The sequence below is a fragment of the Burkholderia vietnamiensis LMG 10929 genome (genome assembly GCF_000959445.1).
Taxonomy (GTDB): Bacteria; Pseudomonadota; Gammaproteobacteria; order Burkholderiales; family Burkholderiaceae; genus Burkholderia; species Burkholderia vietnamiensis.
In genome coordinates this window covers 1,126,786-1,139,154 of record NZ_CP009630.1, presented here as the reverse complement: position 1 = coordinate 1,139,154, position 12,369 = coordinate 1,126,786, and the positions used below count along the sequence as shown (strand labels likewise).

The 12,369-nt window shown below is 69.0% G+C and carries 10 protein-coding genes and 1 pseudogene; 7 read left to right on the top strand and 4 right to left on the bottom strand.

Going from position 1 to position 12,369, the window contains the following annotated elements:
* Positions 1-360 precede the first annotated feature (360 nt).
* Positions 361-771 carry a hypothetical protein gene (locus AK36_RS05150; protein WP_011882187.1) on the bottom strand — a complete coding sequence of 137 codons (411 nt, stop codon included), beginning with the start codon at positions 769-771 and terminating at the stop codon, positions 361-363.
* Between the two features lie 612 nt (positions 772-1,383).
* Between AK36_RS05150 and AK36_RS05145 the strand changes: the two genes are divergently transcribed.
* Positions 1,384-1,638 (top strand): DUF3562 domain-containing protein, encoded by a 255-nt coding sequence (locus AK36_RS05145; RefSeq protein ID WP_011882189.1) that lies wholly within the window; start codon positions 1,384-1,386, stop codon positions 1,636-1,638.
* A gap of 172 nt (positions 1,639-1,810) precedes the next feature.
* On the top strand, positions 1,811-3,610 hold the full coding sequence (locus tag AK36_RS05140; RefSeq protein WP_014724910.1) for a methyl-accepting chemotaxis protein: 1,800 nt from the start codon (positions 1,811-1,813) through the stop codon (positions 3,608-3,610).
* A gap of 43 nt (positions 3,611-3,653) precedes the next feature.
* Here AK36_RS05140 and AK36_RS05135 read toward each other — a convergent pair.
* Positions 3,654-4,700: pseudogene (locus AK36_RS05135) on the bottom strand (sigma-54 interaction domain-containing protein).
* 344 nt (positions 4,701-5,044) lie between these two features.
* On the opposite strand from AK36_RS05135, the gene AK36_RS05130 reads away from it, so the two are divergent.
* From AK36_RS05130 to AK36_RS05120, 3 genes are all read left to right on the top strand, one after another.
* A complete protein-coding gene (locus AK36_RS05130) occupies positions 5,045-7,036 on the top strand; it encodes a hybrid sensor histidine kinase/response regulator (protein WP_045578024.1) in 1,992 nt (663 codons plus the stop codon).
* A 36-nt stretch (positions 7,037-7,072) separates the two neighbouring features.
* A complete protein-coding gene (locus tag AK36_RS05125) occupies positions 7,073-7,483 on the top strand; it encodes a BON domain-containing protein (protein ID WP_045578023.1) in 411 nt (136 codons plus the stop codon).
* A gap of 426 nt (positions 7,484-7,909) precedes the next feature.
* A complete protein-coding gene (locus AK36_RS05120; RefSeq protein ID WP_045578022.1) occupies positions 7,910-8,551 on the top strand; it encodes a DUF4142 domain-containing protein in 642 nt (213 codons plus the stop codon).
* Positions 8,552-8,566: 15 nt separating this feature from the next.
* On the opposite strand, the gene AK36_RS05115 is transcribed toward AK36_RS05120, so the two are convergent.
* Together AK36_RS05115 and AK36_RS05110 are read right to left on the bottom strand one after the other, a co-directional pair.
* Positions 8,567-9,073: a PRC-barrel domain-containing protein gene (locus tag AK36_RS05115; protein ID WP_045578021.1), complete on the bottom strand. Its 507-nt coding sequence runs from the start codon at positions 9,071-9,073 to the stop codon at positions 8,567-8,569.
* Between the two features lie 47 nt (positions 9,074-9,120).
* Complete coding sequence (locus AK36_RS05110) at positions 9,121-9,552, bottom strand: CBS domain-containing protein (protein ID WP_011882196.1); 432 nt, start codon at positions 9,550-9,552, stop codon at positions 9,121-9,123.
* Between the two features lie 1,302 nt (positions 9,553-10,854).
* Between AK36_RS05110 and AK36_RS05105 the strand changes: the two genes are divergently transcribed.
* Both AK36_RS05105 and AK36_RS05100 read left to right on the top strand, forming a co-directional pair.
* Positions 10,855-11,166 carry an ATP-binding protein gene (locus tag AK36_RS05105; protein WP_011882199.1) on the top strand — a complete coding sequence of 104 codons (312 nt, stop codon included), beginning with the start codon at positions 10,855-10,857 and terminating at the stop codon, positions 11,164-11,166.
* 221 nt (positions 11,167-11,387) lie between these two features.
* Positions 11,388-12,266, top strand: coding sequence for a MipA/OmpV family protein (locus AK36_RS05100; protein WP_045578020.1), 879 nt, complete (start codon positions 11,388-11,390; stop codon positions 12,264-12,266).
* The last annotated feature ends 103 nt before the right edge of the window (positions 12,267-12,369 follow it).

Sequence of the window (12,369 nt, the reverse complement as noted above, 5' to 3'; positions counted from 1 at the left end):
ATTCGGAATAGTTGCGCACGCGGCGTGCGTCGTGTCGTGCGCCCGTCACGCCGCGATCCGGCGAGCATCTGGGGCCGGTTCGATTCGTCCGCTTTCCGGGGTGCGGCCATGCAGCGCGTAGCGCGCGATCCCGTCAGGGACTCTCTGGCACGAGGGTAGGCAGCCTGCGGCTGCCTTGGATAACGGACGGGGTGGAGTTCACCCCGTCCGCTTTCCTGGCCGCGTGCCAACGGCTTTTCTCGCAGGTATGGTCTGGTTCGATGTCGCGGTGTGCAACGGCGGATGATGGTGCGACGTGGAGCGATGCATCTGCGGCCGCGGCTCGGTCATGCGACGCCGCCGACGTCGGCGCTCAGTCGCTCATGCGGCACGTAGCGTTCGCTGATCGCGCGCGCGGCGCGTACGCCGGCATGCACGCATGCACCGATGCATCGCATGCAGGTGCGCACGCGAGCCCGGCCGGCGATCGCGCAGATGCGGCCAGCCGGGGCGCGGCTTGCGGCGCGGCATCGTGACGATCGGCGCGGGCGCGGCGGTCCGCACGCACAGCGCCGCCGCAAAGCGCTGCAACGCGCGCACCGAACCGGCAATGCTCTGGTACTTTTCGCGGCCGATCTGCGCATCGAGCGTGACGAGCAAGCCCGCTTCACGGGCGAGCGCGAGCAGCGCGTCGAGATCCTCGTACGGACGATTCCCGGCCGACCCCGCGGGGCCGGGCAGCGCGCGCGGGCGCCGCAGTGCGTCGCGGGCCCGGATCGTGCGATATGTCATGGTTGGTCTCCTGCGCCGGACCCCGCGTGCCGGCTCGATGGCCGGCTGCGCGATGAACGGTATGAACGCTTGGTTCATGACGTCAGTATCTTCCGCCTGCACGACGTTGCCAATCGGTGCGTGCTGAAGTCGCTGTAGGCCGATGCGCGCCGGCTATCGGAATCCACTGACAAGTGCGGCCGATGCACGGCCGCGATACCGCTCGAACCTGCATCCCGCGGCCGTGACGGGCACGCGTCGTGCGGCCTCGTCGTGCGGCCTGTCTTGCCCCTTCGAACTGACGAATGGCGGTCTGCACGCGTTGCTTGACGCGGCATTTCGGCCCGTCTAACTTGCTCTATGTATCGCTGTCATCGCGACGGTTCGTCGTCGGCGCGATCGCACGATATCTCGTCCTCGGGGGGACGTGGTCATGCTTCCGGTTGCTCGCGGCCAGTTGAGCCGCGAATCTGCGCGCGTATCGATCCTTCGAACGGTCGACGCGGCGGCACGCAAGGTGCCGTTGATCGCGCGCAAACCCGCATCGGTGCATCGCACGCCGGGCGCGCGTCCAGTCGTTAATCTTCAGGTAGTGCCCTTGATCTTCGTTCCTCGACCCGCCAGGAGCCGTCGATGTCACCCGACAATTTGCTTGATTCGCTGAAGGCCGCCGCCGCGCAGCGCGCGATCGACGCCGACCAGCTGCGCACGATGCTCGACGACGAAGTGCGCGCGCTGTCCTCCGATGCGCGCGTGCACGATTACATCCACGTGTTCGCGATCCGCCATCTGCGCGAACGCATGCGCAGGCAGGACGAACTCGAGCGCGACGCGTCGTCCGGCACGCGACGCAACGAGTCGGACAGGAGCAGCAGCCGGCATCCGTGACGCCGATGCGCCGCCGGATGCCGGCGGCCCGCTCGCGCATGGGCGAGCGCTCGCGCGATTCGCCACACGTTTGCGAATCATCACGACAACCTCAAGTAAACCGCGCAATTGCCGTATACCAGGTGAACTGGTCCACTGCGCGTTCGCGCTTCCTTACTGAGTCGTTGCTGCCATGCTCTCGTCCATCCGCACCCGCATTCTTGCCGCGTGCGTCGCAATCGTCGTATTTGCACTCGTCGCCACCACGCTCATCAACTACTTCATCGCGCGCTCGTACAACGACGATGCGATCGATCGCAACCTGACATCCGTCGCGAGCGGCCACGTGGTCGGCATCGGCGACTGGGTCGCGACCAAAAGCCGGATGATCGCGTCGCTGCAGGATGCGGCGCTGTCGCCCGATCCGCTGCCGGTGTTCAAGCAGATGGCCGCAGCCGGCGGCTTCACTAACGTGTACGCCGGCTATGCGGACAAGGTGTACCACTTCGCCGACCCGACCGGCATTCCGTCCGACTACGATCCGACCGTGCGGCCGTGGTACAAGCAGGCCGCGCAGGCCGGCAAGCCCGTCGTCACGCCGCCTTACGTCGACGCGGGCACCGGCAAGCTGGTGGTCTCGTTCGCGGTGCCGATCCTGCGTGACGGCGTGCTGAAGGGCGTCGTCGGCGCCGACGTCGGCATGGACAGCGTGATCGCCAACGTGAAGTCGATCCACCCGACGCCCGCGAGCTTCGGGATGCTGGTCGACAGCAGCGGCCACGTCGTCGCGCATCCGGACACGAAGCTCACGCTGAAGCCGGTCGCCGACGTGTCGTCCGAACTCGGCGGCATGAGCGCCGCGTCGATCGCGACCGCCACCGCGCCGGTCGAAGTGCATGTCGGCGACGACGCGAAGCTGGTGCGCGCGCAGGCGGTGCCCGGCACCGACTGGTATGCGCTCGTGCTGCTCGACAAAGCGGAAGCGACGGCCGGCATGCGATCGCTGCTGACCGCGTCGCTGATTACGCTGGTGGTGATCGTCGGCATCGCGTCGGTGATCATCGGTGCGATCACGACGACCGCGTTTCGCCGGCTCTCGCAGGTCCGTCAGGCAATGGCCTCGATCGGTTCCGGCACCGGCGACCTGACGCAGCGCCTGCCGGCCGAGGGGCGCGACGAGGTGTCCGACATCGCGCGCTCGTTCAACAGCTTCGTGGACAAGCTCAACGACGTGATGCGACAGATCCGCGACGCGAGCGAATCGGTGCGCACGGCCGCGAACGAAATCGCCGCGGGCAATCAGGATCTGTCGTCGCGCACCGAATCCGCCGCGGCGAGCCTCGAGGAAACCGCCGCGTCGATGGAGGAAATCACCGCGACGGTCGGCCAGTCGGCGGCTGCGGCCACGCAGGCGGACGAACGCGCGGCATCGGCGTCGCGGATCGCGTCGCACGGCGGCGTCGTGGTGTCGGACGTCGTCGCGACGATGGGCAAGATCGAGGAAGCGTCGGGGCGGATCGGCGACATCATCGGCGTGATCGACGGCATCGCGTTCCAGACCAACATCCTCGCGTTGAACGCGGCCGTCGAAGCCGCGCGTGCGGGCGAGCAGGGACGCGGCTTCGCCGTGGTCGCGCAGGAAGTGCGCAGCCTCGCGCAACGCAGCGCGCAGGCCGCGCGTGAAGTGAAGGTGCTGGTCGAATCGACGGTCGCGAGCGTGTCGGCCGGGTCGGGACAGGTGCGGCAGGCCGGCGACACGATGCGCGAGATCGTCGCGAACGTCGCCAACGTGACGACCATCATCTCGGAGATCACCCATGCGGCCAACGAGCAGACCCGCGGGATCCAGGAAGTGAACCGCGCGGTCACGCAGCTCGACGAAATGGTCCAGCAGAACGCGGCGCTCGTCGAGCAGTCGACCGCGGCCGCCACCGCGCTGCAGACGCAGGCGAACGCGCTCGCCACGACGGTCGGGCAGTTCAAGATCGCCTGACCTTCCTCCGGTACGCGGTGCGGCCCGCCGCGCGCGGCGGCGCTCACGCGTGGCCGTCGTCGCGCATCAGCGCCAGCCGGTTGTAGAGCGTTTTCAGACTGATGCCGAGCGCCTTCGCGGCGCGCGGCTTGTTGCCGTCGAAGTGATGCAGCGTGGCGGCGATGAAGCGCTGCTGCGCATGGTGCAGCGTCGCACCGATCGGCAGCGCGATCCGGTCGTTCGACGTGTGCTCGGGCGGCATCGCCAGCTTCGGCAGCGCGAGCTCGATCCCGTCGTCCGCGAGGATGTACGCGCGCTCGATCATGTTGTGCAGTTCGCGCACGTTGCCGGGCCACGAATACGCGCGCAGCGCCGCGATCGCCGCATCGGTCAGCTGCTTGTGCGCGCGGTTGCGCGCGTTCAGCGCCGCGACGAATTCATGCGCGATCGCCTCGGCGTCGCCGCTGCGCTGCCGCAGCGGCGGCACATACAGCGCGAAGGCGGCGAGGCGGTAGAACAGATCCTCGCGCAAGCGGCCGGTGCGCACGGCTTCCGCCGGATTGTGACGCGTCGACGACAGCACGCGCACGTTCAGTGCGATCGGCTCGCTGCCGCCGACCCGCATGATCGTGTTCGACTCGAGCGCGCGCAGCAGCTTCACCTGCAGCGCCGCGGGCATTTCCGCAATTTCGTCGAGCAGCAACGTGCCGCCGCACGCCGCTTCGAAGAAGCCCTCGCGCCGCGCGACCGCGCCGGTGAAACTCCCTTTCTCGTGGCCGAACATCTGCGCGTCGGCGATGTCGGCCGGAATGGCGCCGCAGTTGACCGGCACGAACGGTCCGTCCCGGTGCGCGCTGAGCGCGTGCAGACACCGCGCGACGATATCCTTGCCGACCCCGCTTTCGCCCGCGATCATCACGCTGGCGCCGGTCGGGGCGATCCGCTCGATGCGGTCCTGCAATACGCGCACCGCGGTCGAGCGGCCGGACAGCCGCGATGCATCGCCGCGTTGCTTTGGATGGGCATTGAATTCAACCATGACTGTCAGAGCGCGCGCCGTTTTGAAAATCGGCGTCGCGCATTCCGTCGGTTGCAATATCTACATCGACAACGGAATGGCCGTCGCAGTGCCGCGATATAGAAAATTTCAATGCGCGGCGTGTGGCCTCTAGAAATATCCGATCGCATTACGGCGATCGGGATCGTTGCTTTTTTACAGTCGACGAATGCAAATTCGTCAGACATTTGTAGGGCCGGGAATGCCTGCGCGCACCGCGGCGGGCCATCCGACATGCGCCGCTGCGACATGCGGGGCGGTCCGCGGCCTACGCCCGAGATCCCGCGCAGGTACGCTGGTTGCTGTGCCGTCGAGGCTCGCCCGGCATGCTTTGCGGCTAGTCCTCCGCCGGGGCGGCAGCCGCGAAATGACGGTCGCCGGCGCGATGCAAGGGAAAGATGAGGACCTTAACCCGTGAGCTCTTTCGGCAGGGCGCGTGGGTGCTGCTTGCTGTCGGGGTGGCGTCCGCGCTGCAGGCGTGGGCGATTCGCGTCGTCGGCGTGCATGAGCCCTTCGCACCGCTGCCGTTCTATGCCGGCGTCGCGGCCGCCGCCTGGCTGACTTCGCTGGCCGGCGGGCTCGCTGCGACCGCCGTCAGTCTCGCCGTGATCGGCGCGCTGTGGTGGCGCCCGGCGGCGCCTTCCGAATTGCTGGCCCAGGCCGTCGCGTTCGTCGCGATCAGTTTCGTCGAGTGCGCACTGGTCGTGGCCGTCAAGCCGCTGTTTGCGAACGACCGCTTGCGCGGCGCCGACAGCGACGACGAAGCGCCCAGCCCGACGCGTCGCGAGCCCGCAGCCGCGCCGCTCGAGCATGCGCCTTCCGACGACTTGGTGTTGTTGCACAGCGTGGTCGACGCGTCGCCCGACGCCATCGTCGGCGTCGACGCGGGACGGCGGATCGTCAGCTGGAACCGGGCCGCGCGTCGGATCTTTGGCGTCGATGCGACGGCGGCAATCGGTCGCGACGTCACGACGTTGATCGCACCGCGCTGGCTCCGGCTGCAGCCGCTTCCGGCGTCGTTCGAGCACCCGCGCGCGGCCGTCGGCCCGTTCGACGTGCTGTGCGTGCGCGGCGACGGCGGCCGTTTCCGCGCGAGCTTCGCGGCCGCACCGATCGTCGATGCCGGCGGCAACTGTACGGGCCTGTCGATCACGCTGCGCGAGGCCGACCAACGGCGGCGCGACGAGCGCGGCCACCTGCGGGCGTTGCGCGGCGCACGCGTGCAGGCGGACCAGTCGAACCGGCTGAAGGACGAATTGCTGTCCACCGTATCGCACGAACTACGCACGCCGCTGAACGTGATCTACGGCTGGGTCGAGGTGTTGCGCAGCGTCGACGGTCAGGCATTCGCGCAGCAGGCGATCGATGCGATCGATCGCAGCGCGCGGTCGTTGTCGCGGATGGTCGGCGACCTGCTCGACGCATCGTCGCTCGCGACCGGGCGTACGCGGCTCGAGCGCGCGCCGGTCGATCTGGTGCGCATCGTGCGCGATGCGGTGCGCGAACTCGGCGGGAGCGCGGACGCGAACGGCATCGCGCTGTCGACCGACTGCGCATTGACGAACTGCGTCATTTCCGCGGACGGGGAGCGCTTGCGCCAGGTGCTGTCCAACTTGCTGTCGAACGCGATCAAGTTCACGCCGTCGGGCGGTCGCATCACCGTGTCGCTGGCCCGCGCCGGCGCGCGCGTGCGCATGGCGGTCACCGATACGGGCCACGGCATTTCCGCCGAGCGGCTGCCGCATCTGTTCGATACGTTCAACCGGCCGGAAGGCGCTGCGGCCTCGCCGAAACGCGGGTTGGGGCTCGGCCTGTCGATCGTGCGCAATATCGTGCGGCTGCACGGCGGCGACGTGGCGGCGAGCAGCCCTGGCGCCGGCCTCGGCACGACCGTGACGGTGACGTTGCCGGTGGACTGGGACGCCGACGATCCGGCCGCTGATCCGGCGCGCCCGGCCACGGCGTTGAAGGCGGTCGCGCTCGACGGCTACCGCGTGCTGGTCGTCGACGACGACGCCACGTCGCGCGCGAGTCTCGCGGCCGCGCTCGAAACGTTCGGCGCGCAGGTCGCACTGGCGCATTCTGGGCGCGACGCGCTGAACGCGCTGTCGCGCCAGCGGCCTGGCGTCGTGCTGTCCGATCTCGCCATGCCCGACGGCGACGGCTTCTGGCTGCTCGATCACATCCGTCATCTGCCGGGCGACGACGCACGCATGCCCGTGGTTGCCGTGACCGCGCATACCGGCGCGGAAGAGCGCAAGCGCGTGATGGCGGCCGGCTTCGACGCGTATCTGCCCAAGCCGGTCGATATGCCGACGCTCGCGAGCGTGATCGTCGACGTGTCGTCCGAGGGTGACGGAGCGGCGGCGGCCGGCCGGGGACAGCACTGAATTGCGGTTGCATGCGCCTATCCCGAGGAGCGGACGATGAAGCGATCGAATTACACGCAACGCGACGGCATCGGCGGCCGGCCGGCGCATCGCAGGCGGATGCGGCCGGCCGCGCAGATCATCGGCGCGTTGCTGCTGTCCTGCGCGTGCGTCGCGACGCCGCGCCCGGCAGCGGCCGACGAAAGCGTGGGGCACAAGCTCGCGAGCGAAGCATCGGCGGTGGGCGGCCAGCTGCGCGATGCGACGCTCGCATCGCGTATCCGCGCGGCGCTCGTGGCCGAGCGCGGCCTCGCGTCCGACGACATCGATGTCCAGGTCCACGGCCGCGTGGCCGAGTTGACGGGCAGCGTGCCGGACGAGCCGCAGCATGCGGCGGCGATCCGCGTCGTGCGTGACGTCAGCGGCGTGAGCGGTGTGCAGGATCGGCTGAAGGTGGGCCGGAAGTAGCGCGACGCAGCGGGGTGGTCGAGTTGACGGCGCGGCGTGGGTGCTGGAACGGCTAAAGATGCATTGGAAGTGACGCGCCCCGAGCGCGTAGGCGAGTCGACACGCAGCGGCAACGTGCGGCGGCGTTTCGCGTCGTAAATGCGACAGGCGGGCCGGCGGGGGTGCACGAGCCGCTGAACGTACGCTGGGGAGTAGCACGCTGCACCAGCGTGGTGATGCGGCAGCACGTCACGGCGCGCTTTACATCGTGCGTGACACGGAGGGCGTGTGCGACAGACGCGTCGACGGTGCGCTGAAAGTAGCACGACGGACGAGCGCGTCTGACGGTTGCAAGTGTTCGGAATGTGCGCTGCGCCGCCGCGACGCATACGCCCGCAGCCGTCGCGATTTTCGCGCGCCGATCGACCGACGAATACGGAGACGCCGATGAAGACGAGCACGAACCATCACGGCAACAGAGGCCACCGCAGGGCGTCCCCTCGCATCCCGCTGCTGCTGTCGATACCGACGGCGCTGGCACTGGCCGCCACCTCGGCGCTCCCGCAGCCGCCCCCGGCATCCTCGGTGCGCGTTGCCCCTGGCGTCGTGCGCCCGGGCGAGACGCCCGACGAGGCGGACATGACACGACGGCCCACCGGTTTCGATGCGGAGTTCGTCGACAAGGCCGGCATCGTCGGCACGACCGCGGTGCAGGCGAGCCAGCTCGCGCTCGAGCGCTCGTCGAATCCGCAATTGAAAGCGTTCGCGCGCAGAATCGTCGACGACTACGGCCGCATGACGGCCGAACTGCGCCGGCTCGGCGCACGTAAAGGCGTGCCCGTGCAGACGCGCATGCTGGTCGACCCGGCGCTCACTGCGCTGCGCACCGAAACTGGCGTGGCGTTCGACAAAGGCTACCTGTCGGTCGCCGGGCCGACGGCGCAGGAGGCGGCGGTGAAGCTCTACGAAGCCGAACGTCGCGACGGCCGCGACGCGCAGCTTCGCGCGTTCGCGGCCGATGCGCTGCCCACCCTCAACGAACACCTTCGCGCGGCGCGCGAGCTTGCACGGTCCGTTGCGGCGCGTTAGGCCGCCATCTCCATCTCATTGCCGCCCGGTCGTCGCGTCATTCTCCGGGCCGCCGGGCGACGCCTCGTAAGGCGGCGAATCGAGCGCCGTTTCGCCTTCCTCGATCAGCCAGTAGGGCGACGCGCCGTAGTACGCATGCAGCGCCTCGGCCCACGCCGGATCGGCCATCGCGGGCCAGCGATCCTTGTCGAAGCCCGGCGCCTCGCGTACGCGCTCGGTCGGCACCGGCAACACGAAGCAGCGACGCGCCGCATCGAGCGTCAGCACGTTCCACGGCAGCGCGAGCAGCTTGTCGCCGATGCCGAGAAAGCCGCCCGACGACACGACCGCATACGCGATCCGGCCGGCGCGCACATCGAGCATGATGTGCGTGACCTTGCCGATGTCGTCGCCGTCGATCGTCAGCACGCGATCGTCTTGCAGCGTGCCGGCGGCCATCACGTCCGGCCCCGGCCCGCCCGTCGAGCGGCCGTCATCGCCGACGATCCCTGCATGCGCGCGTGGCGCCCGGTCGGTTGTCATCGCTGTTCTCCTGGTCGAAACGATAGGGGGTGCCTGGGTAGCCGCCATCAGCGCCGGCGCGGCAGCGACACGTCCTCGAGCGTGTTGGCCAGCTCGTCGCGCGCCGGGCCGCCGGCGCGCGTCGCGATGTCGCCGAGCGACACGATGCCGACCACGCGGCGCTGGCCGTCGAGGACCGGCATCCGGTGCAACTGCACGTCGGCCATGCGCTGCTGGACGTCGCCGACGCCGTCGTCCTCGATGCACCATTGCACCGGCGCCGACGCGACGGCCTTCACCGGCGTGTCGGGCGAATGGCCATGCGACAGCGCGCGTATGGCGAGGTCGCGGTCGGTCACGATCGCGACCAGTTCGCCGCCTTCGCATACGGGCAGCACGCCGATGTCGAAGCGCTGCATCAGTTCGGCCGCATGGCGGATCGTGTCGTTCGGCGCGACGCAGACGACGTCGCGCGACATGATCTCGTTGACGCGATACATGGACGCCTCCTTTTTCAGAGCAAGACGAGCGCGGAGCAGGATGCGTGCCGCGCGCGGTTCACTCGCGGCCGGCGAACGGGTCGCGCGGTGCGACAAATTTGCCAGCGCGCTTGTACATCTTCCACGGCTTCCGCCGCGGCCGGCTCGACGAGCAGTGCGTCAGTGTCCGACGCCCGTCATCACGACGATGGCGAACACCAGCGCGCTCTCGACGGCCGCGAGCGCCGCGACGCCCGCGGCGCCGCTGACCTCGTTCCATGCACGTTCCATGCGTTTCATCTGTCTGCTCCGGTCGGTCCGGCCCGGCGCAGCGTGGCCGCGCAGCCTGGGCCGGGTGCCGCCGTCAGCCGTGATCGCGGCGGCGGTGTCAGGACACCCGGCGCGCGTGGTTCGCGCGGAGCCGGAAGGGTGTCGCGGCGTCGATCGCGCTCGCGCCGCCGAGGGCGGGTTGGGCGCTGTCAGGGAGCCCTGCATCGATCGGTTCGTCGATATGGACTTCCCGGCACGGCCGTCGCAACACGCTGATGCGGCGACGGAAAGGAGCGGCGGCCGCTGACACGGCATCGCGGCCGCCAGCCCGAGTGATCGAGCCTCCGGGATCGAAGGGCGCAACGACCGTACCTGTATACGGCGCGCGGGATGTCGCTTGTCGCGACGTCACGCATGCGGACGCGGCAATACATCGCGATCCGCCAAGGGACAAAGAAAGGAAAACGCCGACGAATAAGCCGCTGCGAGGCGACGGTACGCGGTGATTTCTGCACGTGGCGCGAGCGTTTCGACGCAAGGAAGCTCGCCCCGCGCATCTATCGAGTTCAATGGAACGTACGAGCGCTGCGTGGGACGGCACCTTCTGCGCGAAGCCGCGCTGCGCGCGCTCATCGCTTGTCGCCGCGAACGCGCGCAGCGCACGGCCCACGTCGCAAGCCCTGCGCTCCGCAGCAACCCGCCGCAGCGGCTCACCAACCGATACCACCTCGCGCCGCCCGCATCGCCCGCCGCAAAAAACACGACCACCAAGGCCCAGCAGGCACGCTGTTTGCGCACGCTCGCCGCGCCAATCGACACGCGCGACCCGCCGCGCAGGAGCCACATGAACAGCCGATCCTTGCTGCACCGTCCGGAACCCACGCCCGACCTCGATCCCGATCCGGCGCTGCCGGAGCACGACGATCCGGTGGACCCGCCCGTGCCGGCCGGCCCGCCGCAAGGCGACCCGCCGTCGCGGCCGCCGCCGGTACGGATGCCGGGCGGGGGCGGCGCACCGCAGCCGGCCGCGCGCTCACTGAGAGGAGGACCATCATGGACATTCACGTGCAATCGCCGGACAAGCGCGCGATCGCCCAGGTGCTGGGCCGCTATTTCGAGTCGCGTTCGTTGCGCTATCACATCGAGGAACTGCCGGGCGGTGTGCTGCAGATCGGCTTTCGCGCAAGCGGCCGGCCGGCTGCCGTCACGGTGTCGTTCGACGAGTCGGCTTACGACACGTATACGCACTGGGACGCCAGCCAGAAGCAGCTCGCGCTCGGCCGGCTCGCCGACGGCTTCTCGCGCATGATGTCCACGCGCAGCACGGCCGCGCTCGCCGGCGACTATCACGTCGAGCGTTTCTGATTCAGCCATTCAGCCCCGGCTTGCGCCGGATCCCGGCAAAGCGCCCCGGCTCAACGGGCGCTTTGCGACTTTGCGCGCGTCGCGTAGGATATTTGCTGTTAAGCGCACGCTACGTTCGCACGGCCCGCTGCCGGCGGCCTTGGCCGGCAGCGCGCGACGCGCTTTGATCAGAGTTCATCTTGATTCGAGTTCGATACGCATACCCGACGGAGATTGCCCCGATGACCGTTGCCCGCCCGTTGCTGTCACCCGGCATGCGCCGGCTGGTGTTCGGCCTGTCCGCCTTCACTGCGCTGACCGCGGTCGGCGCGCGCGACGCGGCGGCCCAGACGCCTTCGCCGCTCGGCGAATGGCAATATTCGGCGGGCGTTCCGCTGCGGAAGATCTTCAGCCCCACGATCCCGACGTGGCAGGTGAGCGTCGGCGCCGCGATGACGCTGCAGCCGCGCTATGAGGGCTCCGATCGCTATCGGGTGATGGGCGGCCCGAACGTCGACATCCGCTATCGCGACCTGTTCTTCCTGTCGACGGGCGAGGGGCTCGGCGCGAACGTGCTGCGCGGGCCGAACTGGCGCGTGAGCATGTCGGTCGGTTATGACCTCGGGCGCCGCTCGGCCGACGACCTCGGCCATCTGAACGGCCTCGACAACATCAACGCGGCGCCGGTGATGAAGCTGGCCGCCGACTACGTGATCTCGAAGGACTTCCCGCTCGTGCTGCGCGCCGACGTGCGGCGCAGCATCGGCGGCTCGAACGGCTGGGTCGGCGATTTCTCCGCGTACATGCCGATGCCGGGCAGCAACGAGCATTTCTTCTGGTTTGCCGGGCCCACCGTATCGTTCGCCGATTCGCGCTACATGAACAGCTGGTTCGGCGTGAACCAGGGCGCAGCCGCGCGTTCGGGGCTGCCGGCCTATTCGTCGGGCGCGGGGATGAAGTCGTTCGGCGCCGGCGTGACGATGGTCTGGTTCGTCAACAAGAACTGGTTCGTGACGATGGACGGCGCGATCGAGCAGCTGGTCGGGCGCGCAAGACGCAGCCCGATCACACAGCAGTCGACCAACGGCGTGTTCGACATGTCGGTCAACTACCAGTTCTGATTGCCTCGGCACGCCGCGGCGCGCAGATGACGCACCCGCGCGCGCCTGTGGCATCCGGCGTCACGGTGATATGATTCCGACCTGTACAAACGTACAGTGATCG

Coding starts and splice junctions, on each gene's coding strand:
- AK36_RS05110 (WP_011882196.1), bottom strand. CDS start 9,552: ATGTATCGCGTCAACGAGATCATGTCGCGCGACGTCGTCTGCGTCGCG.
- AK36_RS05105 (WP_011882199.1), top strand. CDS start 10,855: ATGGACATTCACGTGCAATCGCCGGACAAGCGCGCGATCGCCCAGGTG.
- AK36_RS05125 (WP_045578023.1), top strand. CDS start 7,073: ATGAAGCGATCGAATTACACGCAACGCGACGGCATCGGCGGCCGGCCG.
- AK36_RS05145 (WP_011882189.1), top strand. CDS start 1,384: ATGTCACCCGACAATTTGCTTGATTCGCTGAAGGCCGCCGCCGCGCAG.
- AK36_RS05100 (WP_045578020.1), top strand. CDS start 11,388: ATGACCGTTGCCCGCCCGTTGCTGTCACCCGGCATGCGCCGGCTGGTG.
- AK36_RS05130 (WP_045578024.1), top strand. CDS start 5,045: ATGAGGACCTTAACCCGTGAGCTCTTTCGGCAGGGCGCGTGGGTGCTG.
- AK36_RS05150 (WP_011882187.1), bottom strand. CDS start 771: ATGACATATCGCACGATCCGGGCCCGCGACGCACTGCGGCGCCCGCGC.
- AK36_RS05115 (WP_045578021.1), bottom strand. CDS start 9,073: ATGACAACCGACCGGGCGCCACGCGCGCATGCAGGGATCGTCGGCGAT.
- AK36_RS05140 (WP_014724910.1), top strand. CDS start 1,811: ATGCTCTCGTCCATCCGCACCCGCATTCTTGCCGCGTGCGTCGCAATC.
- AK36_RS05120 (WP_045578022.1), top strand. CDS start 7,910: ATGAAGACGAGCACGAACCATCACGGCAACAGAGGCCACCGCAGGGCG.